The sequence below is a fragment of the Deinococcus budaensis genome (assembly GCF_014201885.1).
In the GTDB taxonomy this organism is placed as follows: domain Bacteria; phylum Deinococcota; class Deinococci; order Deinococcales; family Deinococcaceae; genus Deinococcus; species Deinococcus budaensis.
The window spans coordinates 82,346-104,817 of record NZ_JACHFN010000011.1; the positions used below are offsets into that span (position 1 = coordinate 82,346).

Here is a 22,472-nt window from a genome sequence, read left to right on the forward strand (position 1 = left end):
CTATACTTCAGCCGCGCCGCCGCGCGCTGCCCCACCATGCCTGAAGCCACCCTGCCTTCCCCTGCCTCCCGCCCGGCCCACTGGGTCGTCGCCGCCCTTTACCAGTTTCGCCCGCTGGACGACCCCGCCGGGCTGCGCGCGGACCTCCAGCGCCTCGCCGCCCGCCTGGACCTGTGCGGCACCCTGATCGTCGCGCCGGAGGGGATCAACGGAACGGTCGCCGGGTCGCGGGCCGCCACCGACGAGTTGCACGCCTTCCTGCGCGCGGCGGGCTTCGACCGGCTGGAGTACAAGGAGTCGCTCAGCGAGGAGCGGCCTTTCAAGCGGCTGAAAGTGCGGCTCAAGCGCGAGATCGTGACGCTGGGCGTGCCGGTGCAGCCGCTGGCGCAGGTCGGGGAGTACCTCACCCCCGCCGAGTGGAACGCGCTGCTGGACGACCCCGATGTGGTGGTGGTCGACACCCGCAACCGCTACGAGGTGCAGGCCGGGACCTTCCAGGGCGCCGTCAATCCTGAACTGGACTCCTTCCGCGAGTTTCCCGCCTGGGTCGAGGCGCACCGCGAGGACCTCGCGGGCAGGCGGGTCGCCATGTTCTGCACCGGCGGCATCCGCTGCGAGAAGTCCACCAGCCTGCTGCGGACGCTGGGCTTTGACGATGTGTTCCACCTGCGCGGCGGCATCCTGCGCTACTTGGAGGAGGTGCCGGAAGCCCAGAGCCGCTGGGAGGGCGAATGCTTCGTGTTCGACGGGCGCGTGACAGTCGGCCACGGCCTGACGCCCGGCCAGAGCGAGGGGTGCCACTCCTGCGGGTGGCCGCTGACCCCGCAGGACACCCGCCATCCCCACTTCGAGCGCGGCGTGAGCTGCCCGCACTGCTTCGGGACGACCACCGGAGAGCAGAAGGCGGGCTTCCGCGAACGCCAGCGGCAGTACGGGGCGCGGGGATAACGGGTAACGGCCCTCGCCCCCACAGCGGACGCCCCAGCGCAGGAAGGCTGGGGCGTCCGCTCACGATGCTGGTGGATGGGGCGCTTAGGGACAGCGCCGGGGGATCAGCCCTGCTGGGCCTGCTCCGCCTGCTGGGTGCCGCCCTGCTCGGCGTCCACCGTCTTCGGGGCGCTGAGCTGCCCGCCGCTGCGGACCTGCACGGTGCGCTTCTGGGCGGCTTCGCTGCGGGGCACGCGCAGGGTCAGGGTGCCGTGGTCGAAATCGGCCTCGACCTTGGTGAGGTCGTACTTGGCAGGCACGCTGAAGGTGCGCGAAAAGGTGCCGTAGGCGCGCTCGACCCGGTGGGCGGTGCGGCCCTCGCCCCGGTTGTAGGTGCGCTTGGCCTGCACGGTCAGCGTCTGGTTCTCGGCCTCGATCTGGATGTCGTCCGGCTGCACGCCCGGCAGATCCAGGGTCAGTTCCAGGCCCTGCTCGTCCTCGTGCACGTCCACCGGGGGCGCCAGGCGGGCCAGCTGGCCGTTCACGCTGCCGCCGAAGGCGCGGTCCATACGCTGGGTCAGTTCTTCGATTTCACGGAAGGGGTCAAAACGCATCAAGGTCGTTACCTCCTGAGATGGGAAGCGTTCGGCCGCCACTCGCGCGGCCTCCCGCTCAACTGCCGATAGAGTAAAACCTGAGTGCCGCCGTGTCAAGTTTAGTGCGTGTTAAGGAAGAAGCTCAGCGGGAGAGGGGGCGGCGACCCGGCTGGGGACCCGGCCAGGCGGCCCTTCCGCCCCAGTCCCGGTGTACACTCCGCCAGGCAGGAGGCCCGGGCGCCCCCGGCCGACCACAACGCAGCACCCCACTTTCTCAGCAGCGGTCCCGTGAGGCCGCACCCGCCCCGTGAGGCAGGAGAAGGAGTTCTATGCAGCCTATCCCCATGAGCCGACAGCGCGTGCTGGACGGCATTTTTTCTGGCCGGAGCCGGGCATGACGCCCAAGGCCACCATCCTCACCGCCGACGAGGTGCGCCGGGCGCTGACCCGCATCGCGCACGAGATCATCGAGCGCAACAAGGGGGCCGAGCAGCTCGCCTTGATCGGGATTCACACGCGCGGGATTCCGCTGGCGGCGCGGCTGGCGCACAAGCTCGGGGAGCTGGAGGGGGTGGCGGTGCCCACCGGGATGCTCGACATCACCCTCTACCGCGACGACCTCTCCGAAGTCGCGCACCAGCCCATCATCCGCGAGACGCAGGTGCCCTTTGACCTGGCCCGCCGCCGGGTGGTGCTGGTGGACGACGTGCTGTTTACCGGCCGGACCGTGCGCGCGGCGCTCGACGCCCTGATCGACCTGGGCCGTCCCGAGAGCATCCAGCTGGCCGTGCTGGTGGACCGGGGGCACCGCGAGCTGCCCATCCGCGCCGACTACGTGGGCAAGAACCTGCCGACCGCCCGCACGGAGGTCGTGAAGGTGAAACTGGCGGAGACGGACGGCGTGGACCTGGTGGAGTTGCACGACCTGGAGACGCTGCAATGACGGCCAGCCCCGCCCGCCCCCGGCATCTGCTCGACTTCGCGGACTGGACGCCGGAGCGCCTCTCGGCCCTGCTGGACAACGCCGACACCATGAGCCAGGTCCTCGACCGCCCGGTCAGGAAAGTGCCCGCGCTGCAAGGCCTGACCGTCTGCACCGCCTTTTTCGAGAACTCCACACGCACGCGCGTGTCCTTTGAACTCGCCGCCCGGCGCATGAGTGCCGACGTGGTGAGTTTCGCGGCGGGCGCGAGCAGCCTGGGCAAGGGCGAGAGCCTACGCGACACGGTGGAGGTGCTGACCGCCTACCGGGTGGACGCCTACGTCGTGCGCCACCACGCGGCGGGCGCGGCGCATCTGGTCGCGCGTTACAGCGGCAAGCCGGTCATCAACGCGGGCGACGGGCGGCGGGCGCACCCCACCCAGGCGCTGCTCGACGCCTACACGGTGCGGCAGGAATACGGCTCGCTCTCGGGCAAGACGGTCGCCATCGTCGGGGACGTGCGCCACTCGCGGGTCGCGCGCAGCAACGTGGAACTGCTACCCAAACTCGGCGCGAAGGTCGTGCTGTGCGGCCCGGCGACGCTGCTGCCCGCCGATCTCGCGGCCCTGCCCGGCGTGACCCTGACCACCGACCCGCGCGAGGCGGTGCGCGGCGCCCACGCGGTCATGGCCCTGAGATTGCAGCAGGAGCGCATGAGTGGCGGCTACCTCGCCAGCCTTCAGGAGTACGCCGAGCACTATCAGGTGAACGAGCGCCTGATGCGGGAGGCCGAGAACGGCGCCATCGTGCTGCACCCCGGCCCGATGAACCGCGACCTGGAGATCAGCGCGGACGTGGCGGACGGGCCGCGCAGCCGGATTCTGCGGCAGGTGGACAACGGGCAGGCCGTGCGGATGAGCGTGCTCTATCACCTGCTGGTGGGGCGGGAGTAGGGATGAGGCGGGCGACGCTGGTCGGGCTGCTGGCCCTTCAGGGGTGGGCGGCGGCCTGCTCTCCCGTGGAGGCCCCGCCGGGGGTCGTGCGGGCACTCCAGGCGCTGGAACGCGCCTCGGCCGGAGTGGCTCAGGCCCCCTGCCGTCCACGACCCCCGGCGAACTGTACCGTCTACCGCCTGTCCCCCCCGGCGGTGGCCCGGCTGCTGGCCCAGGCCCACGGCACGCCGGCCCGGCGCACCGCGAACACCTGGACGGTGACGGAGCGGGCCGAGTCGGGGCGAACCGCCCTCATCCGCGCCGCGCCCGGCGGAAGCGTCCGCGAGATCAGGGACACCCACACGGCTTACGAGCAGCTCTCGGAGCGGCTCAACCGCCCAGACGCCCGGTCCGCGCGGTGGCGCACCTGCTCTCAGGCCGGATTGACGCGCGACGTTGCTTTTACCGTCCAGGCTTGTGGCTGGGGGCGGTCGCCGCAGTTCGGCCCGGCGCGGGTATTTCAGTTCACCGTGGTGAGGGCGGCAGACGCCAGCCTCCCGGCGGGGCGCTACCTCTGGTTTCCAAACGACGGCGCGAACTGCGGCGGCCTCCCTATCCACCAGAAGAGTTGAGAAGAGGTATTCATGCTGACCATCACCAACATCAAACGCCCCGGCTCCAACGCCCTGGAGACCGTTACCGCCGAAAACGGCGTCATCAAAGGCTGGAACCTGCCTCCCGAGGGCGAGGTCATCGACGGACAGGGCGGTACGGTCGCCCCCGCCCTGATCGAGTTGCACGCGCACCTGCGCGAGCCGGGGCAGACGGAAAAAGAAGACCTCGCCTCGGGCCTCGCGGCGGCGGCGGCGGGCGGGTACGGGACGGTCGTCTCGATGCCCAACACGTCGCCGGTCGTGGACGAACCCGCGCTGGTGCGGGCGCTGATCGAGAAGGCGGGGGGGCTGGGATTCGCCCGGTTGAAACCTGCCGCCGCGCTGACAAAGGGCCAGCAGGGCGAGCAGCTCGCGGAACTCGCCTTCCTGAAGGAAGCGGGCGCCGCCATGTTCACCGACGACGGGCGCACCAACGAGAACGCGCGGGTGCTGCGGCTGGGGCTGGAATACGCCCGTTCGCTGGGCATGGTGGTCAGCGTCCACGCCGAGGACGCCTCGCTGCGCGCGGACGGCGTGATGCACGAGGGGCCGGTGTCGGAGGAACTGGGCCTGCCCGGCAACCCGGCGGCGGCGGAGGCGGCCCGCGTGGCGCGCGACCTGGAGATCGTCGCCCAGCTGTGTCAGCACGGCGGGGGCGCGCGGCTGCACGTCCAGCACCTCTCCACCGCCCGCGCGCTCGACCTCGTGCGGGAGGCCAAGGCGCGCGGCCTGCCAGTGACCTGCGAGGTCTGCCCGCACCACCTCACGTTGACGGACGAGGCGCTGCGGTCGTTCGACGCCCTCTACAAGGTCGCGCCGCCGCTGCGCACCCAGGCGGACGCCGAGCACCTCCTCGCCGGGCTGCTCGACGGCACGGTGGACTGCCTCGCCACCGACCACGCGCCGCACACGCGGGCCGAAAAGGAACGCGACCTGCTGGAGGCCCCCTCCGGCATCGCCTATATCGAACTGGCCTTTCCGTTGATGTGGACGCGCTTCGGCGAGCGGCTGGGGCTGGAAAAACTGCTGGACCTGATGACGCAGGCCCCCGCCCGCGTGATGGGCTGGCACGAGCCGACCCTGGAGCCGGGCGCCCCCGCCGATCTGGTCATCCTCGATCTGGACACGGAGCGTGAGGTCAATCCCGCCACGTTCCTGAGCAAGGCCAAGTTCACGCCCTGGGCGGGCGAAACGCTGCGCGGCTGGCCGACGCTGACGCTGGTGGGCGGGCAGGTGGCCTACCGGCGCGAATAAAAAAGCTCCGGCCTCCCGTACAGGACAGCCGGAGCCGCAACAATACTGGCCTCAGAGGTCGAGGGGGTCGGGGTTCTCGGCCCCCTTGCGGCCCTGGTCGAGGTCGTTGTTCTGGAGGACTTCCTCGCGGTTGTCCTCTCCCACGCCGGGCTTGACCTGCTTGGTCTGGTCCATGTCGTCGCGGGTATTGGCGTCGGTGTTGGCAAGGTCTCCGGGATCGGTCATGCTGGGGCGCCTCCTGTGGCGGTGGTGTGCCGGGGTCCCGGCCGCCCGCATGCTGGCACGGGGGCGCGGCGCCGCAGCGTCTCACCCCCCACAAAGAGCCTTTAGAGAGACCTTCATCTCTGATCTGCCATCTCTGATCTGCCATCTCTGATCTGCCATCTCTGATCTGCGGGTGCCCCGCGGCAGGCAAAGCGGAGCGCGCTCAGGCGTCCACGCCCACGGCCTCGGCCACGTTTGCGAAGCCGTCGCGCTCCAGCAGCCGCGCCAGCTCCCGGTTCAGGCGCGCGGGCAGGCCGGGTCCCTCGTAGATCAGCCCCGTGTAGACCTCCGTCAGGGCGGCCCCGGCGCGCAATGAGGCGTACACGTCCCCGGGGGTGAACAGCCCACCCACCCCCACCACCGGCACCCGCCCGCGCGTCTGGCGGTAGGCGTCGCGCACCAGCGCCCGGCTGCGGGCCGTCAGGGGCCGCCCGCTCAGGCCGCCCGCCTCGGCGCGGTTCAGGTGCGTCAGGCCCTCCCGCGAGAGGGTCGTGTTGCTGACGATCAGGCCGTCGGCGCCCGACGCCAGCACGGCCGCCACGCTCGCCTCGAAGTCGGCGGGATGCAGGTCGGGGGCGAGTTTCACCAGCACCGGGGGAGCGCGTCGGGCGCGGCGGACGCGGCCCCGCTCCACCTCGTCCAGCACGGCGCGCAGCAGGGCGGCGAGGTCGCCTGCCGCTTGCAGGGCGCGCAGGCCGGGCGTGTTGGGGCTGCTCACGTTGACCACGAAGGCGTCGGCCACGTCTTGCAGCGCCGACACACACCTCAGGTAGTCGGCGGTCGCCTCCTCGTTGGGGGTCGCCTTGTTCTTGCCGACGTTCACCCACACCGGCACCGGGCGGGCGGACCCGGCCGCGAGCCGCCCGTGCAGGGCCTGGGCACCGGCGTTGTTGAAGCCCATGCGGTTGATCAGCGCCTCGTCTTCCGGCAGGCGGAAGAGGCGGGGCCGCGCGTTGCCCGGCTGCGCGAGCGGCGTGACGGTGCCGACCTCCACGAAGCCGAAGCCCAGCGCGCCCCAGGCCGGGACCGCCTGCGCGTTCTTGTCGAGGCCCGCTGCCAGCCCGACCGGAGACGCGAAGGGCCGCCCCCACAGCGTCTGCGTGAGGCGCGGGTCGGTGGGGGCCGTCACCCGGCGCAGCAGGCCGGGCCACCCCGGCACACGCGAGGCCGCCCCCAGCGCGGCGAGGGTGAGATGGTGGGCGTCCTCCGCGTCGAGGCGAAAGAGGGCGGATTTGAGGCGGCGGTACATCGCGCCTTCAGGATAAGGGGTGGTTCGCCGGAGGGAAGGGCGCTTCAGGCCCGCGAGACCGGGAAGCCGGGGTCAAGCTGCACCAGCCGGGCGTGTTCCTGACGCTCGCTGTCGGCGATCAGGTCGGCCAGGCTGGTGCCCCCCAGCACGTCCCGCAGCGCCGCGTCCACCCGGTGCCACAGGTCGATGGTGCCGCACACGCTGCCCTTGTCGCAGACGTGGTCGTCCTCGACGCAGGAGACCGGCGCGATGCTGCCCTCCATCGCCGTGACCACGTCGTAGGCGTTGATCTCGGCGGCGGGGCGGGCCAGCCGGTAGCCGCCGTGCGCGCCCCGCACGCTGCGGATAAAGCCCGCGCGGCGCAGGTTGCTGGCAATCTGCTCGAGGTAATGCTGGCTGATGCCCTGGCGCTCCGACACGTCCTTGAGCGGCACCGCCTCGCCGTCGCGGCGCCCGATCTCGATCAGGGCGCGCAGGCCGTACTGTGCTCTGGTCGAGACCCACATGCGAGCAGTGTACCGCGTAAACCCGGACGGAATGGGGGGAATTGAGGCCGGGGGGGGGGCCGGGAGCCGGGGGCCTCTCCGCCCCGGCGCCTCCCCTCCTGTCCCCTACAATCCAGCCCGTGAAGGCGCTGTCTCCCCTGCCCGCCGCCCTGACCTCCCTCTCCCCGGCGGGCGCGCTGCTGCGCCTGCGGGCGGCGGGGGCGCCGGGGGCCGCGCTGCTGGAATCGCTGGGGCCGCTGGTGGAGTACGGCCGCTTTTCTTTCCTGAGCGCCTGGCCGCTGCGGGTGCAGGCGGAGGTGCCCGAGCGGCCCGCCGGGGAGGGGTTCTTTCCCGCGTGGCTGGGCGGCCTGAAGTACGAGGCGGCGCGGCAGTTCGGGTTGGACACCCATGACCCGGACGGCCCCGCCGGGTGGTGGGGGCTGTATCCCAGCGGGCTGGTGTGGGACCGCGCGGCGGGCACGCTGGCAGCCGTGGGCGAGGCCGGGCACGTGGACTGGGCGGCGGTGCTCGCGCTCGACCCGGCCCCGGTTCCGGCGCTGCACGTGGGCGCGTTCGGCGCCAACGACGTGGACTACCCGGCGGGCGTGCGGGCCGTGCAGGAGCTGATTCGCGCGGGCGAGGTCTATCAGGTCAACCTGTCGCGGGGGGTGCGGGCGGGGGCAGAGGGCGATCCCCTCGCCGCCTACCTGCGGCTGCGCGAGGTCAATCCCAGCCCCTTCATGGCCTTTGTGGAGATGGGCGGGGAGACCGTCGTGTCGTGCAGCCCGGAGCGGCTGGTGCGGTGGGCGGGCGAGGCGGTGGGCGCCCGGCCCATCGCGGGCACCCGGCGCCGGGGCGAGACGCCGGAGGAGGACGCCGCGCTGGAGCGTGAGCTGCGCGCGAGTCCCAAGGAGACCAGCGAGCACACCATGCTGGTCGATCTGGTGCGCCACGACCTGGGGGGGGTGGCGGCCCCCGGCACGGTGACGGTGCCCGACCTCGGCCTGGTCGAGCGCTACAGCCACGTGATGCACCTCGTCTCGGAGGTGACGGCCACCGCCCGGCCCGGCCTGAGCGTGCGCGAGCTGCTCGCCGCCACCTTTCCCGGCGGCACGATCACCGGGGCGCCCAAACCCCGGGTGATGACCGCGATCCGTGACCTCGAACCCGGCCCGCGTGGCTGGTACACGGGCGGGGTGGGAATCGTCGGCGGGGGGCGGGTGGACTTCAATATCCTGATCCGGACGGCGGAGTTCCGGCGGCTGGAGGCGGACGGCGCCTCCAGCCCGGGGTCCGGCCGCTGGACCGTCACCGTCCGCGCCGGGGGCGGCACCGTGATCGACGCCGACCCGGCGCGCGAGGCGCGGGAAACCGTCCACAAGGCCCAGGCGCTGCTGGCGGTGCTGTCGGGGCAACCGGGGCGGCCCGCGCAGCCGCCCGCGCCCCCGGTGCCGGGCCGGGCCTGGGCGCCGCCGCCCGCGCCGAAGGGCACGCCCGTGGGCCTGCGGGTGCTGCTGCTCGACAACCGCGATTCGTTTACCCTCAACCTCGCGCACGACCTGCTGGCGCTGGGGGCGCGGGTGGACCTGCGAGGCCAGGACGAGGACGCAGCGGCGCTGCTCGCGACCCGCCCCGACGCGGTCCTGACCGGGCCGGGGCCGGGCACGCCGCAGACCAGCGGCTGCACGCTGGCCCTGACCCGGCTGTGCCTGGCGCGCGGGGTGCCGCTGCTGGGCGTGTGCCTGGGGCATCAGGCGCTGGGCGAGGTGCTGGGCGGCCGGGTGGTGCGCTCGGAGCCGGTGCATGGCCGGGCCGAGCGGGTGCGCCACGGCGGGACCGGGCTGTTCGCGGGCGTGCCGGACGGCGCCGCGTTCGGGCGCTACCACTCCCTGGTCGTGCGCGGCCTGCCGCCGGAGCAGGTCACGGCCCGCAGCGCAGGGGGCGAGATTATGGCCCTGGAGCTGCCCGGGCAACCCGCCTGGGGGGTGCAGTTTCATCCCGAGAGCGTCCTGAGTCCGGCGGGCCGGGTGCTGCTGGGCAACTGGCTGCGGCTGAGTGCCCAGGCGGCGGGCCGCCCCGCCGCCGCCAGCCGCCCGGCGGGGCCGTGACGCGGCCCGGGCTGAGGCCGCTGCCGCCCCACCTCGACTCGGGCGCCTGGCGGCACGGCGAGTCGGCCTTCACGACCGTTCGCACCCGCTGGGGCCGTCCGCTGCTGTGGGCGGCGCATCTGGCGCGGCTGGCGCACACCTGCGCTGTTCTGGACCTGCCCGCGCCCCCGGGCGACCCCCCGCCTCCCGCCCTCGACCCTCTGCCCTGGGGCCTGCTGCGGCTGACGGCCACCCGGGAGGGCGTCTTTTGGACACACCGGGCGCTCGCGCCGGGGCCGCGTCCGGCGGGCGGCGTGCGCGTTCACCTGACGGCCGCGCAGGTCCATCCCCAGCTTGCCCGCCACAAAACCGGCAACTACCTCCCGTACCTGCTTGCCGGGCGGGAGGCCGCGCGGGCGGGCGCGTTCGAGGGCTGGCTGACCGACGCGGCGGGCCGGGTGGTGGACGGGGGCCGCACCTCGCCGCTGCTGGAGATCGCGGGGCAGCTGGTGGTGCCTGCGGGCGGGCTGCCGGGGCTGACGCGGGCGGCTTTTCTGGCGGGGCGGCCTGTGCAGGAGCGGCCCGTTTCGACAGGGGCGCTGCCGGGCGTCACCCGCGCCTGGGTCTGTGGCAGCGGGGTGGGGGTGGTCCCGGTGCGCGAGATCAGCGCGGAGGGATGGCGCCTCGGCCTGCCCGCCCGCTGGCCCGGGACGACCGACCCGCAGCTCGTCTGGCCCGCAGAGGACCCGGGCTAACGCCTCACAGCGGTGACCCCATGAGTTGCTGCAAGCCCAGCAACTCATGGGGTTCGAGCAAAGCGAGCAACCGTGACGGTGAGCGGTCGTAGTGGAGTTGATGGGGCGCTTTCCCCCATCAACGTAACGCAGCACCGCGATCAGCTGCGAAATCAGCAACGAAAGAGGGGCGGTGAAGTCTCCCCCACCGCCCCGCCTGCTTGCCCAGCTTGCTTCAGCGCCCGTCCTGGCCCACGCGCTCGCTCTGGAGGCGGCCGCCGCCGCTGGCCTCGTCGAGGCGCAGGGCGCCGTGGCGGCGCATCAGGCTGAGGGCCTCGTCGGCGCGGGAGCCGTCGGGGTCGCGGGCGATGACCAGGATGTGGCCGTCTTTGAGGCCGCTGTAAAAACGCTCGGCCTGCGCGGCGGGCACGCCCATGCGGCGCAGCAGCTTGACGTAGTCGCCGTGGTCGCTGCCAGCCAGCGCGCCGAACAGGCCGCCGAGGCCGCCGCCGCCGAGCACGCCGAACAGGACCGCGATCAGGCCGCCTTCCTGATAGACGCGCGTTTCGGGAATCAGGAGCAGCAGCAGCCACACCGGAACCGTCAGCGCCAGGCCCGCAAAGATGCCGATCAGCGCGCCGCGAATGACGTTGGCCGAGCCGCCGGGCGCCCCCTCCTCGGGGCTGATGCCGGTGGCCTGCGCCAGATCGTTCTCGGCGACCGCGTCGGTCAGGGCAAAGCCGAGGTGGTCACGGTCAAACCCGCGCGCCTGAAGGTCCCTCAAGGCACCCTGGACCTGCTGCGGTTCGCGAAAGAGGGCAACGACGCTTTCCATTCCTCCGGTTTTACCACGCTCCCCCGCACCGGGGCGAGGGACAAAGGTGGCACGGGGCACGCACGCGCGCGCCCCGGACCCGGCCCCGTTCCTGCGGGCGCCGGTACGTTCCGCCCAGGGCAGGTTTTCTATACTGCGGGCATGACTGGCGTGGCCGCCCTGACCCTCCCCGGTGCCGTCTTCGAGGCGCGGCTGCGTGAGGTGCTGCGCTCGCGCGTGGCCTTTATCGAACTGATCGGCGACGACCTGGTCGCGGCGGGCGGCAAGCGGGCGCGGCCCGGCGTCACCTTTCTGGCGGCCCAGGCCCTGGGCGCCGACCCCGACAGCCCGGCCTGGAGCGCCGTGACGGACCTCGCCGTGTGCGTGGAGCTGCTGCACTCGGCCTCCCTGCTGCACGACGACCTGATCGACGACGCCGACACCCGGCGGGGCCAGCAGGCGGCCTTCCGCAGATTCGGCAACGTGGTCAGCGTGATGAGCGGCGACTTCATGCTCGCGCGGCTGCTGACGCTGCTGGCCGGAATGCCCCACGGCGCGGCGCTGACCCAGGCGTTTGGCGCGGCGGCCACCCGCATCTGCGAGGGCGAGGTCTTGCAGTTTCAGGTTGCCGCCTACGCCGACTACAGCCTGGACAACTACCTCGACGTGATTCACGGCAAGACGGCCGCGCTGGTCGAACTGGCGGCCTCGGCCCCGGCGCTGCTGCGGGCGGCTCCGGCGCCGCAGCAGGCGGCCCTCGCCACCTTCGGGCGCGCGTACGGCCTGGCCTTTCAGATGCAAGACGACCTGCTTGACCTGATGGGCGACGAGCAGGCGCTGGGCAAGCCCGTCGGCGGCGACCTGCGCGAGGGCAAGGCCACCTTCCCGGTGCTCGAGCTGCTGAAAGGTCCCCACGCCCGCGAGGTGCGCGCCGTGCTGGAGCGCCGGGCCGCCGAACCCGGCGACGCGGCGCGCGTGCGCGACCTCGCCCTGCTGGAGGGAGCGGCCGAAAGCACCCGCCAGGAGATCCGCCGCCACGCGGGTCTGGCCGTTCAGGCCCTGGGCGCGCTCCCGCCCTCCGGGGCGCGGGACGCCCTGGCCGACCTGGCCCTGCACGAGAGCCGCCGCGCCTCCTGAACCCCCCTCCCCCCTGTCCCGCCTATCCGGACAGCGCGGAGGGGGTCAGCTTGCCTGGCGCCCCGGGACGCGCCTAGCAAATGCCAGGTAGGAAGCGGGCAGCGCGGACCGCTGAAGCCTGGAAGCGCTTCAGCTTTGGCACGCGCTGGGCGCGGCTTCAGGGCGGTTGACGCCCGGCAGGATCGTGGATACAACGGGGGGCGGTTCTGCGGCGGTCCGGGCACGCCCGGCGGCGGCGGCGCCGGGCCGACCCACGTGTATCCTCGGGAGGCCAGAACCACCCAAAGGAGACTGCGTGATGAGGGCATCAGGACTCAACTGGCAGGGCCTCATGGAACAACTCCAAGAAGCGCTGCCCCACTGCGAGGTGAGCGACCAGTCGCTCGCCTACTTCAAGTATCCCAAACGCACCCTGAGCGTGAACCTGCCGGTTCGCATGGACGACGGCAGCATCCGCGTCTTTCGGGGTTACCGCACCGTCCACTCGACCGCGCGCGGCCCCAGCATGGGCGGCGTGCGCTTCAAGGCGGGCCTCAACGCCCACGAGTGCGAGGTGCTCGCCGCGATCATGACCCTCAAGTCGGCGGTGGCCGACCTGCCGCTGGGCGGCTCCAAGGGCGGCGTGGACGTGGACCCGCAGACCCTGACCTCTCACGAGCTGGAGGGCCTGACCCGGCGCTTTACCAGCGAACTCGTCGAACTCGTCGGGCCGTCCGAGGACATCCTGGCACCCGACGTGGGGTCGGACGCACAGATGATGGCCTGGATGCTCGACACCTACGGGGCGAGCACCGGCTCGACCGCGAACGGCGTGGTCGTGGGCAAGCCCCTCCCGCTGGGCGGCAGCTACGGCAGCAAGGACGCCCGGGGCCGCAGCGCCGCGCTGGTCACCGCGCGGGTGCTGGAGGCGCGGGGCGAGAGCCTCGACAGGGCCAGGGTCGCCGTCTACGGCTTTGGGGACGTGGGCCGCAAGGCCGCGCAGACGCTCGCCGCGCAGGGCGCGCTGGTGATCGCCGTGTCCGACCAGCAGGGGGCGACCTTCGCCAGCGGCGGCCTGGACCTCGCGGCCCTCTCCGAATGGCGTGAGCAACGCGGCAGCGTGCAGGGCTTTGCCACCGACATTACCCCGGAAGAGGTCATCGAACTCGACGTGGACGTGCTGATGCTCGCCTACGACTACGGCTCGGTGAACGCCGGAAACGCCCACGCCGTGCGCGCCCGCTACGTGGTGGAGGCCACCAACCGCGCGGTGCTGCCCGAAGCCGAGCGCTTTCTCAAGGGCCAGGGCGTGACCGTGCTGCCCGACCTCGTCGCCAGCATCGGCGGGGTGGTCGTCAATTACCTCGAATGGGTGCAGGACGCCAGCAACTTCTTCTGGACCCCCGAGGAGATCGAGCGGGCCATCGACCTGCGCGTCAACGCCGCCGTGGACCATGTGACTGCCCTGATGCGCACCCGCGAGGTGGACATGCGCACCGCCGCCTACGCCCTGGCGCTCAACCGCCTGCACGAGGCGGCGGTGATGCGCGGGGTGTATCCATGAAGCCGTCGGCGCTCAGCGCTCATCCGTCAGGCACCGCACGTTCTTGCTGAAAGCGGACGGCGGACTCCTGACCGCTTCTTCTTCTCGCCCCACGGAGGCTCTCCCTATGACCACCACCGAAGACCCCCAGGCCCAGGCCCTCAGCCCGCAGCGGCTCGGCCAGCATCCCATTCCCAGCTACCTCGACCCCAACAATCTCGGCCCCTACGAGATCTTTCTGGAGCAGGTCGAGCGCGTCACGCCGTATCTGGGCAAGCTCGCCTACTGGGTCGAGACCCTGAAAAGGCCCAAGCGCATCCTGGTGGTGGACGTGCCCATCCACCTCGACGACGGCACGGTCGCGCACTTCGAGGGCTACCGGGTGCAGCACAACACCTCGCGCGGCCCGGCTAAGGGCGGCGTCCGCTACCACCAGGACGTGACCCTCAGTGAAGTCATGGCGCTCTCGGCCTGGATGACCGTCAAGAATGCCGCCGTGAACCTGCCCTACGGCGGCGGCAAGGGCGGCATCCGCATCGACCCGCGCAAGTACTCGACCGGCGAACTCGAGCGCCTGACCCGCCGCTACACGACCGAGATCGGCCTCATCATCGGCCCGGACAAGGACATCCCCGCGCCCGACGTGAACACCGGCCCGCAGACGATGGCCTGGATGATGGACACCTACTCCATGAACGTGGGCCGCACCGCGACCGGCGTGGTGACCGGTAAACCCGTGACTCTGGGCGGCTCGCTGGGCCGCGCCGACGCGACCGGCCGCGGCGTGTTCGTGACCGGCGCCCAGGCGATGAAGAAGCTGGGGATGCCGCTGGAAGGCGCGAGAATCGCCGTGCAGGGCTTCGGCAACGTGGGCGAGGCCGCCTCGCGCATCTTCCACGCGCACGGGGCCAAGATCGTGGCGATTCAGGACGTGACGGGCACGGTCTACAGCGCCGCCGGGATCGATCCGGCAGCGGCCCTCGCGCACCTGCGCCAGACGGGCAAGATCACCGGGCTGCCCGGCACCGAGGAGCTGAGCAAGAGCGAGTTCTGGGACGTGGACTGCGACGTGCTGATTCCCGCCGCCCTGGAAAAGCAGATCACGCTGGAGAACGCCGGCCGCATCAAGGCGCGGGTGATCGTGGAGGGCGCCAACGGCCCCACCATTCCCGCCGCCGACGACCTGCTGGCCGAGCGCGGCGTGACGGTGGTGCCCGACGTGCTGGCCAACGCGGGCGGCGTGACCGTCTCTTACTTCGAGTGGGTGCAGGACTTTTCCAGCTTTTTCTGGACGGAAGACGAGATCAACAACCGGCTCGACCGCATCATGTCCGACGCGTTCCTGAGCCTGTGGGACGTGAAGGAGCGCCACGGCGTCACCCTGCGGACCGCCGTGTATATCGTGGCCTGCACCCGGGTGCTCGAAGCGCGGGCGCTGCGCGGCCTGTACCCCTGAGCCTGCGGCCAAGCGGCACGGAGACGGGAACCTGGCGATCAGGTTCCCGTCTCCGTGTGGGGCCGCGTTCCCGCCTCAGCTGCCGCCCGGCTTCTGGCCGCCGTCCGTCTCCTCGTAGAGCGCCGGATCGTTGGCCCCGTAGTGTGAAGCGCTGGTGCCGTCCACCGCCGCGTCGAGCAGGTCGCTCTCCTCGGCGTTGGCGGGGGGCTGGTAGACGGGGTCCGCGCCGCTCACACCTTCACTGTTCGTCTCGGTGTAGGGCTGGTCGGGCACACTGGGGGTCTGGTCGTCGGTCATGCGCCCAGGGTTTCACGCGGGCGCGGCGCGGCGCTCCCGAGCCTGCTTAAGCCCGCTTCACCTTCGGCGCCGCCCCTTGCCCGCCCCCCGCCCCGGGGACAGGGGGTCCGCCGCTTAGAATGCCCTCCATGACCGATCTTCTCAGCGGCTGGCAGCCCGCCCCCGCAGGCTTCAAGCATGTGGTGAGCGTGTCGCTGGGGGGCAGCAAGCGCAACGCCCGCGAGGAACTCACGGTGCTGGGCCAGCCGTTCGTGCTCGAGCGCCTGGGCACCGACGGCGACGTGGGCAGGGCAGCGGCGCTCTTTCAGGCGCTCGACGGGCGGGTGGACGCTTTCGGGCTGGGCGGCGCCGACCTGTACGTGATCGCGGCGGGGCGGCGCTACACCTTCGGCAACGTCCGCAAGCTGGTTTCGCACGCCAAGCTGACCCCGGTGCTCGACGGCAGCGGCCTGAAAAACACCCTGGAGCGCGACGCGGTGGCCCAGCTCGACCCGCTGCTGAACTGGAAGGCGCAAAAGGTGCTGATGGTGAGCGCCGTGGACCGTTTCGGGATGGCCGAGGCCCTAGCGGGGTCGGGCGCCGACGTGGTGTACGGCGACCTGATTTTCGGGCTGAACCTCGACGTGCCGCTGCGGTCCATCGGGGCGCTGCGGCGGGTCGCGCACCTCGCGCTGCCCGCGATCACCCGGCTGCCGCAGGACTGGTTTTACCCCACCGGGGACAAACAGGACTCCAGCGTGCAGGGCAAGGGCACCCGCTACTACGCCTGGGCCGACGTGATCGCCGGAGACACCCACTACGCCAAGCGCTACGCCCCGCGCGACCTGAGGGGCAAGACCATCCTGACCCAGACCATCACCGAAGCCGACCGCACCTGGATGAAGGAGCGCGGGGTGGCCCGGCTGGTCACCACCACCCCGCGCATGGGCAGCCGCAACTTCGCCACCAACGTGCTGGAGGCCTTTTTCGTGGCCCTCAGCGGCGGGCGGGAGGCGCTCAGCGAAGAAGAGTACCTGCGCTACATCCGCGAGGTGGGCTTCCGGCCGGAGATCACCGACCTCGGCGGGTGAGGGGCGCGGGGCAACGCTCAGCCCGCCCGCACCCCGGCCAGGAAGGCGCCGTAGGCGGCGAAGAACCGTTCGGGCTGCTCGAAGTACACGAGCGCGCCCGTCTCGAACCGCTGGAAACTCCAGTTGGGCTTATTCTCCACGTTGCTCAGGTCCCCGAAGTCGGTGAAGCGGTCGCGCGTCCCGTACGCCAGCCACGCCGGCACCGTCAGGGCCTCGTAGACCCGGTCGATGTCGGCGCTGAACAGCGTCCCGCTGATAAAGGCAAACGGCGCGTGCCGCGCCCCGGGCACGTGCGAGGTGGGGTAGTCGTACCGCAACAGCCCCTCGTCCACCGTGCCAAACGAGCCGAAGGTCAGCGCCAGGAAAAAGCGCAGGCTGGGCGAACTCGCCAGCAGGTCGTAGAAGGGCTGCCCCAGCAGCGGGTGTTCGTAGGCCCGCTTCAGCGCCGCGCTGCCCCGCGTGCTGCCCAGCCCCCCGTAGAACTGCTCGGTCTTGCCAAAGCCCGTGGGCGTGACCAGGGCGACTGACCGGAACCGCTCCGGGCGCTCGGCGGCGGCGCGGGCCAGGAACTCGCCGCCCAGCGAAAGGGCCAGGGCGTCCACCGGACCGCCGTGTTCCAAGGCGATCTCGTCGAGCACGTCGTGGATGGCGTCGGTCATCAGGCGGGGGGTATAGTTGCGGTCGGTGCGGGCCGAGAAGCCGAAGCCGGGCAGGTCGAGGGCGTACACCCGCCGGGAGGCGCGGTGGTGCTCGAACAGGGGCCGGACCTCGTAGGCGCTCGCGGCGGCGTTGACGCTGTGGATCAGCAGCAGGGGCGCGCCCGATCCCGCCACGTACACGTTCAGCGGCCCCGCGCGGCCGTCCAGGGTCCGGCGCTCGGCCTCGAGGGCGGGCGGCGGCGTGAGGTCGTGCGGAATGCGCGCGCGGCTGTAGAGGCTCCACGCCAGCCAGGCGCCCAGGGGCAGGGCCGCCGCCCAGGCCAGGGTCCGGGCCGCCGCGTGCGGAGGGGCAGAGGTCATGTCTGAGCCTAAGCGCCGCTCCCCCTCCCCCGACTTTCAGTTTCTCAGCGGACCTGAAGGCTTTCTAGGGACTCGCGGCCGCTGCCCGGGACAGTGCCCAGACCCAGGCGGCCCGCCCAAGCGTGAGCACGTCTCAACCTGACCCTCAGATGAGGCGCCGGCGCGCTGTCTAGGCTGGGGGCAAACTGCCAAAGGACGTGACCCCCATGACCCAGCCTGATCCCCGCTCCGCCATGATTCCCGACCAGCGTTCCCGCGTGAATGTCGCCACCTACGCCACCTACCCGGAGGCGCAGCGGGCGGTGGATTTCCTCAGCGACCAGAAGTTTCCGGTGGAGCGCATGGCGATCGTGGGCGAGGGCCTCAAGACCATCGAGCAGGTGACCGGGCGGCTCGACTGGGGCCGCGCGGCGGGCCTAGGCTTCGGGCAGGGGATTTTTCTGGGCCTCTTCATCGGCCTGCTGTTCGGGCTGCTGGGGCTGGGCGGCGGCAACCTGCTGTTCGCCGCCGCCTACGGCATGGTGATGGGCGCGATCACCGGGGTGGTGTGGGGCGTGGTGGGCTACGCCATGAGCGGCGGGCGGCGCGACTTTACCTCTGTCGGCGGAATGCGCGCCGAGCAGTACGTGATCCTGGCCGACAGCGACGTGGCCGAGCAGGCCCGCACGCTGCTGTCGGGCCTGCCGCCGCGCTGAGCGGACTCAGGAGGGCGCTCCCTGCCGCCGCCGCGCAGGCAGGCGCGGGCCGGATGCCCTCTGGCCGGGGTCTACCCGCGCTCACAGGGCCAGCACGTCCGCGCTGAGCTGATCGGGTCTCAGCGCTCCGGTCATCACCGAGACGGTGTCGGCCATGCTGATCTTGCGGGGATCGAGCACGGCGGCGCGCGCGCCCATGCGGTGCACGTGAATGCGGTCGGCGATCTCGAAGACATGCGGCATGTTGTGGCTGATCAGGATCACGGGCAGGCCGCTGCCGCGCACCTGACGAATCAGGTCCAGCACCATGTTGCCCTCGCGCACGCCGAGCGCCGCCGTGGGTTCGTCCATGATGACCACGTGGCGCGCAAACGCCGCGCTGCGGGCAACCGCCACGCCCTGCCGCTGTCCACCGGAGAGCGTCTCGACCGGCTGGCTCATGCTCTTGATGGCAAATTGCAGGCCCTGCATGTGGCGCACCGCCTCGCCATGCATCTTTTTCTTGTCCACGATTCGCAGCAGCCGGGCCAGGGGACCGGGCTTCAGAATCTCGCGGCCCAGAAACAGGTTTTCCGCGATGGTCATCGCCGGAGCCACCGCCAGGTCCTGGTAGACCGTCTCGATGCCCTGGCGCCGCGCGTCGCTGGGGCTGCGAAACGTCACCGGCTGCCCGTCGAGGAAGATCTGCCCCTCGTCGGGAACCACGGCGCCCGACAGCGCCTTGATCAGGCTGCTCTTGCCCGCGCCGTTGTCGCCGATCACCGCCAGAATCTCGCCGCGCCGCAGCGCGAAGTCGGCGCCCGCTATGGCGGTGACCTGTCCGTAGCGCTTGACCAGGCCGCGCGCTTCCATCACCAGCGGGACGGCGGGCACCGGGGCGGGCACCGGAACATGCTGAAGAGCGTCCATGCTAGGCCTTCCTCCGGGAAAACTGGTCGGTGGCGACGGCCAGGATAATCAGCACGCCGGTAATCAGAATCTGGTACACGCTGTTGACGCCGCTGAGGGTCAGGCCCACCCGGAACACCCCCACGATCAGCGCCCCCAGGAAGGTGCCCAGCACGTTCCCGCGACCGCCAAAGAGGCTGGTGCCGCCCAGCACCACGGCGGTGATGCTCTCCAGATTCTCGGTCTGTCCGGCGTTGGGGTCACCGGCGCCCACCCGCCCGACCAGGATCAGGGCCGCGACGCCGTACAGCAGCCCGGCCGCCGCGTACACCCCGATCAGCAGCCGGGTGGTCGAGATGCCGCTGAGGCGCACCGCTTCGGGGTTGTTGCCCACTGCGTACACGTGGCGGCCCGGCGCCGTCTGCGTCAGGAAAAACCACGCCAACCCGAAGAGCAGCAGCATCAGCACCGCGCCGTACGTAAAGGCCGTTCCGAACACGGTAAAGGTCTGCCCCAGGAAGTTCAGAGCGGGCGGCAGGTTGCTGATCGTCTGCGCGTTGGAATAGATCTGGGTCGCCGCGAAGACGATGCCGTACATGCCCAGCGTGGCGATGAAGGGCGGCAGCCGCAGCCGGGTGATCAGCACGCCGTTGAGGGCGCCGATGGTCGTGGTCACGGCCAGCGCGGCGAGAATCGCCAGTCCGGGCGGCACGCCGAGTTCCACGGCGAATTTGGTCATGATCATGCTGCCCAGCGCCATGATCACGCCGCAGCTCAGGTCGATGCCCGCCGTCAGGATCACCAGCGTCTGCCCGATGGCGATGACCGCCACGAAAGAAATCTGCTTGAGCACCAGCGACAACGTGCTTCCGGTCAAGAAGCGGTCGGACTGGGTGGCGAAGAAGAGACACGCCAGCAGCAGCGCGATCAGGGGTCCCAGCGTCGAGAGGCTGGGCAGCGCGGGGCGCCTGGGTGCTGGAGGCGCGGCGGCAGGTTGCGTCATGACGGAAGACCTCCTCGGACTCGGGGGGTGGGGGAACCGGAGCCGCGCGCGCCGGTCCGGCAGCTTCCTGCCTGCGCGCGCGGCTGTCTGAGCCTGTCCAGGCGGGCCTGGGCTTTACTGGCCCCAGCAGTTGGCGAGGCCGAACCTCGTGTCGCTGCTCTTGACGCCCGGCTGCGCCTTGTTGGTGATCAGGGTGACGCCGGTGTCGGTGTAGCCGCTGACCTTTTTGCCCGTCTTGGCGTAGGCGACCCCGGCCGCCACGCCCCGGCTGGCCATCCTCAGCGGGTACTGCTGGCTGGTCGCGGCGATCACGCCGGACTGCACGTTGCGTACCCCCGCGCAGCCGCCGTCAACCGAGACGATCATCACGTCCTTTTCGCGGCCTAGGGCCTTGAGGGCCTGATAGGCGCCCGCCGCCGCCGGTTCGTTGATGGTGTAGACCAGGTTGATGTCGGGGTTGCGTTGCAGGCAGTTTTCCATCGCCGTCTGGCCCTTGGCCTGGTCTCCGAAGGAATCCTGCGCGCAGGCCACGCCGGTGCTGACCTGATTTTTCGTGTTGGCCGTGATGCCGCGCGTGCCGAAGCCCGCCAGAAAGCCGTTGTGGCGCGCGATGCCGACCGGGTGACCGGGAAAGAGGTCGAGGGTGGCGATCACGGGCTTCTTGTTGCCCATCGCTTTCTTCGCCCATTGGCCGATCAACACGCCCGCCTGGTAGTTGTTGGTCGCAAACAGCGCGTCCACGGCGCTGACCGGCTCGGTCGGGCTGTCGAGCGCGATAACCTGTACGCCTGCGGCGCGGGCCTTTTGAATCGCCGGGATGATCGCCTTGGCGTCGCTGGGCGTGATCAAGATGGTCTTTGCCCCGGCAGCCACCATGTTCTCGATGGCGCTGACCTGCCCGGCGTTGTCGCCGTCGGCCTTTCCGGCAGCGGTGAGCAGTTTGGCGCCCAGCCGGGTGGCCTCCTTTTGCGCGCCCTCCTTCATCTTCACGAAAAAGGGGTTGGTTTCGGTCTTGGTGATCAACCCGATGATGGGGGGCGCGCTGCTCTGCGCGAGGGCCAGGCTCACAGCGGCGGTCAGGGTCAGCGTGAAGGCAGGGATCAGCTTGGCGTGGCGCATGGCAGGCTCCTGGAGAGGGAAAGAGGGCGGCGAGACGGGGCGGACGGCCGGGGGTCGGGTTAGGGAGGCGGCGCGGCGGTGGACTGCCGGACGATCAGGGTGGTGGGCAATTGAACCCGGGCCGGGGAGGCGCGGCTCCTCGCCGGGCGGCTGAACTGGGCGATCAGCAGGTCGCACGCGAGCACGCCGAGGTCATAGGTCGGCTGCGCGACCACCGTCAGCGGGGGCAGCATGGTCTGTGCCCAGCGGGAATCGTCGAACCCCACGATGGACAGGTCCCCCGGGATGTTCAGGCCACGTTCCCGCGCGGCCAGAACCGCGCCCACGGTCATCTCGTTGTTGCCGACGAACAGGGCGGTGGGCCGCTCGTCTGCGGGCAGGTCCAGCAGGCGCAGCGCCGCTTGGCGGCCGTCTTCCTGACGGTGGTGACCGGGCAGCACCAGCTGTTCGCGGTAGGGCACGCCCGCCCCCAGCAGGGCCTGCCGAAACCCGGCGTGGCGCTCGACCGCCGTGCTGATGTCCTGCTGACCCACGATCATCCCGATGCGGGTGTGGCCCAGCGCGACGAGGTGGGCTGTGGCGGCCTCGGCCCCGCCCACGTTGTCCACCGTCACGGTGGTCGCGGCCGGATTGCCGGTCACGCGGTCAAGCTCGACGACCGGCAGGTTCGGCAGCAGGCGCAGATTCTCGCGCGCCCGCGCCGTGGGCACCAGGATCAGGCCCTGCGGCAGGTGACCGCGCAGGGTATCGAGCGCCCGGCCCTCCTTGCCGGGGTCCTCGTCGGTGTTGAACAAAAAGGCCGTATAGCCGTGCCGATCGGCGGCGTCCTGCACGCCCTTGGCCAGCGTGGCGTGAAAGGGATTGAGAATGTCGGTGACGACCAGGCCGATGGTCCGCGTCTGGCGCTGGCGCAGGCTGCGGGCGAGCACGTTGGGCTGATAGTCCAGATGCCGCGCGGCACTCAGCACCCGCTCGCGGGTCGCCTGGGCCACCATATCGGGGCGGCTCAGCGCGCGCGACGCGGTGGCCGTCGAGACGTTGGCGAGGGCGGCGACCTCCTGAATGCTCGACATTGCAAACCTTTACACCCTTTTCCGAGAAGGCAAGGCGCCTGGCCGCTTGAGTACGCCACACAGTCTTGCAAACGATTACATTGAGATGTCTCGAGTGTGCGCCGCGAGGGGGTGGCCTGTCAAGTCCCGGGAGCCACGAACGGACCGCCCAACCGTTGGCGCCCGTGGCCGTCCCGTCTTGGGGGCGGGCCAGGGCGGGGGCTGCCGGTTCACCCCGGCGGCCCCCTCCGCAGGGAGCACCCGGACGTGGCCGCAGGCGGCGAGGAAAGAGGGCTG

At 71.3% G+C, this 22,472-nt stretch carries 23 protein-coding genes; 12 read left to right on the forward strand and 11 right to left on the reverse strand.

Annotation, left to right across the window (positions count from 1 at the left end; genetic code table 11):
• Positions 1-36 precede the first annotated feature (36 nt).
• Entirely contained in the window at positions 37-948 is a 912-nt protein-coding gene (gene trhO / locus HNQ09_RS13845; RefSeq protein WP_184030429.1) for an oxygen-dependent tRNA uridine(34) hydroxylase TrhO, read from the forward strand.
• Positions 949-1,052: 104 nt separating this feature from the next.
• Here trhO and HNQ09_RS13850 read toward each other — a convergent pair whose 3' ends face one another.
• A complete protein-coding gene (locus tag HNQ09_RS13850) occupies positions 1,053-1,544 on the reverse strand; it encodes an Hsp20/alpha crystallin family protein (RefSeq protein ID WP_184030431.1) in 492 nt (163 codons plus the stop codon).
• Between the two features lie 373 nt (positions 1,545-1,917).
• On the opposite strand from HNQ09_RS13850, the gene pyrR reads away from it, so the two are divergent.
• The 4 genes from pyrR to HNQ09_RS13870 are packed head-to-tail and all read left to right on the forward strand — an operon-like array spanning position 1,918 to position 5,284.
• Positions 1,918-2,466, forward strand: a complete 549-nt coding sequence (gene pyrR, locus HNQ09_RS13855) for a bifunctional pyr operon transcriptional regulator/uracil phosphoribosyltransferase PyrR (RefSeq protein ID WP_184030433.1) — start codon at positions 1,918-1,920, stop codon at positions 2,464-2,466.
• Positions 2,463-3,398: an aspartate carbamoyltransferase catalytic subunit gene (locus tag HNQ09_RS13860; protein ID WP_184030435.1), complete on the forward strand. Its 936-nt coding sequence runs from the start codon at positions 2,463-2,465 to the stop codon at positions 3,396-3,398. Before pyrR ends, HNQ09_RS13860 begins: the two co-directional genes overlap by 4 nt.
• A 2-nt stretch (positions 3,399-3,400) precedes the next feature.
• Complete coding sequence (locus HNQ09_RS13865) at positions 3,401-4,009, forward strand: hypothetical protein (protein ID WP_184030437.1); 609 nt, start codon at positions 3,401-3,403, stop codon at positions 4,007-4,009.
• Between the two features lie 12 nt (positions 4,010-4,021).
• The gene (locus HNQ09_RS13870) at positions 4,022-5,284 is read left to right on the forward strand and encodes a dihydroorotase (protein ID WP_184030440.1); all 1,263 of its coding nucleotides are present in this window, start codon (positions 4,022-4,024) and stop codon (positions 5,282-5,284) included.
• A gap of 51 nt (positions 5,285-5,335) precedes the next feature.
• Here the strand turns inward: HNQ09_RS13870 and HNQ09_RS13875 are convergent, their stop codons facing one another.
• The 3 genes from HNQ09_RS13875 to HNQ09_RS13885 form a co-directional block, all read right to left on the reverse strand.
• Positions 5,336-5,509, reverse strand: coding sequence for a hypothetical protein (locus tag HNQ09_RS13875; protein WP_184030442.1), 174 nt, complete (start codon positions 5,507-5,509; stop codon positions 5,336-5,338).
• Positions 5,510-5,711: 202 nt separating this feature from the next.
• Positions 5,712-6,797 (reverse strand): quinone-dependent dihydroorotate dehydrogenase, encoded by a 1,086-nt coding sequence (locus HNQ09_RS13880; RefSeq protein WP_184030444.1) that lies wholly within the window; start codon positions 6,795-6,797, stop codon positions 5,712-5,714.
• Positions 6,798-6,841: 44 nt separating this feature from the next.
• On the reverse strand, positions 6,842-7,303 hold the full coding sequence (locus HNQ09_RS13885; protein WP_184030446.1) for an RrF2 family transcriptional regulator: 462 nt from the start codon (positions 7,301-7,303) through the stop codon (positions 6,842-6,844).
• Positions 7,304-7,422: 119 nt separating this feature from the next.
• Between HNQ09_RS13885 and HNQ09_RS13890 the strand changes: the two genes are divergently transcribed.
• Positions 7,423-9,390: a chorismate-binding protein gene (locus HNQ09_RS13890; RefSeq protein ID WP_343057821.1), complete on the forward strand. Its 1,968-nt coding sequence runs from the start codon at positions 7,423-7,425 to the stop codon at positions 9,388-9,390.
• Entirely contained in the window at positions 9,387-10,124 is a 738-nt protein-coding gene (locus HNQ09_RS13895) for an aminotransferase class IV (protein WP_343057822.1), read from the forward strand. Before HNQ09_RS13890 ends, HNQ09_RS13895 begins: the two co-directional genes overlap by 4 nt.
• A 214-nt stretch (positions 10,125-10,338) precedes the next feature.
• Here the strand turns inward: HNQ09_RS13895 and HNQ09_RS13900 are convergent, their stop codons facing one another.
• Positions 10,339-10,938, reverse strand: coding sequence for a hypothetical protein (locus HNQ09_RS13900; RefSeq protein ID WP_184030448.1), 600 nt, complete (start codon positions 10,936-10,938; stop codon positions 10,339-10,341).
• Positions 10,939-11,079: 141 nt separating this feature from the next.
• On the opposite strand from HNQ09_RS13900, the gene HNQ09_RS13905 reads away from it, so the two are divergent.
• From HNQ09_RS13905 to HNQ09_RS13915, 3 genes are all read left to right on the forward strand, one after another.
• On the forward strand, positions 11,080-12,054 hold the full coding sequence (locus HNQ09_RS13905) for a polyprenyl synthetase family protein (protein ID WP_184030450.1): 975 nt from the start codon (positions 11,080-11,082) through the stop codon (positions 12,052-12,054).
• A 298-nt stretch (positions 12,055-12,352) separates the two neighbouring features.
• On the forward strand, positions 12,353-13,597 hold the full coding sequence (locus HNQ09_RS13910; RefSeq protein ID WP_184030453.1) for a Glu/Leu/Phe/Val family dehydrogenase: 1,245 nt from the start codon (positions 12,353-12,355) through the stop codon (positions 13,595-13,597).
• 106 nt (positions 13,598-13,703) lie between these two features.
• On the forward strand, positions 13,704-15,032 hold the full coding sequence (locus tag HNQ09_RS13915) for a Glu/Leu/Phe/Val family dehydrogenase (RefSeq protein ID WP_184030455.1): 1,329 nt from the start codon (positions 13,704-13,706) through the stop codon (positions 15,030-15,032).
• A gap of 75 nt (positions 15,033-15,107) precedes the next feature.
• On the opposite strand, the gene HNQ09_RS13920 is transcribed toward HNQ09_RS13915, so the two are convergent.
• Positions 15,108-15,329, reverse strand: a complete 222-nt coding sequence (locus HNQ09_RS13920) for a hypothetical protein (protein WP_184030457.1) — start codon at positions 15,327-15,329, stop codon at positions 15,108-15,110.
• A 128-nt stretch (positions 15,330-15,457) separates the two neighbouring features.
• Between HNQ09_RS13920 and HNQ09_RS13925 the strand changes: the two genes are divergently transcribed.
• Positions 15,458-16,399, forward strand: a complete 942-nt coding sequence (locus HNQ09_RS13925; RefSeq protein WP_184030459.1) for a quinate 5-dehydrogenase — start codon at positions 15,458-15,460, stop codon at positions 16,397-16,399.
• A gap of 17 nt (positions 16,400-16,416) precedes the next feature.
• Here the strand turns inward: HNQ09_RS13925 and HNQ09_RS13930 are convergent, their stop codons facing one another.
• Positions 16,417-17,418 (reverse strand): alpha/beta fold hydrolase, encoded by a 1,002-nt coding sequence (locus HNQ09_RS13930; RefSeq protein WP_184030461.1) that lies wholly within the window; start codon positions 17,416-17,418, stop codon positions 16,417-16,419.
• A gap of 206 nt (positions 17,419-17,624) precedes the next feature.
• On the opposite strand from HNQ09_RS13930, the gene HNQ09_RS13935 reads away from it, so the two are divergent.
• Positions 17,625-18,113, forward strand: coding sequence for a YflT domain-containing protein (locus tag HNQ09_RS13935; RefSeq protein ID WP_184030463.1), 489 nt, complete (start codon positions 17,625-17,627; stop codon positions 18,111-18,113).
• An 81-nt stretch (positions 18,114-18,194) separates the two neighbouring features.
• On the opposite strand, the gene HNQ09_RS13940 is transcribed toward HNQ09_RS13935, so the two are convergent.
• From HNQ09_RS13940 to HNQ09_RS13955, 4 genes are all read right to left on the reverse strand, one after another.
• On the reverse strand, positions 18,195-19,022 hold the full coding sequence (locus tag HNQ09_RS13940; RefSeq protein WP_184030466.1) for an ATP-binding cassette domain-containing protein: 828 nt from the start codon (positions 19,020-19,022) through the stop codon (positions 18,195-18,197).
• A 1-nt stretch (position 19,023) separates the two neighbouring features.
• Positions 19,024-20,004: an ABC transporter permease gene (locus HNQ09_RS13945; protein WP_184030469.1), complete on the reverse strand. Its 981-nt coding sequence runs from the start codon at positions 20,002-20,004 to the stop codon at positions 19,024-19,026.
• A gap of 114 nt (positions 20,005-20,118) precedes the next feature.
• Complete coding sequence (locus HNQ09_RS13950; protein WP_184030471.1) at positions 20,119-21,123, reverse strand: sugar ABC transporter substrate-binding protein; 1,005 nt, start codon at positions 21,121-21,123, stop codon at positions 20,119-20,121.
• Positions 21,124-21,182: 59 nt separating this feature from the next.
• Complete coding sequence (locus HNQ09_RS13955; protein ID WP_184030474.1) at positions 21,183-22,196, reverse strand: LacI family DNA-binding transcriptional regulator; 1,014 nt, start codon at positions 22,194-22,196, stop codon at positions 21,183-21,185.
• Positions 22,197-22,472 lie beyond the last annotated feature (276 nt).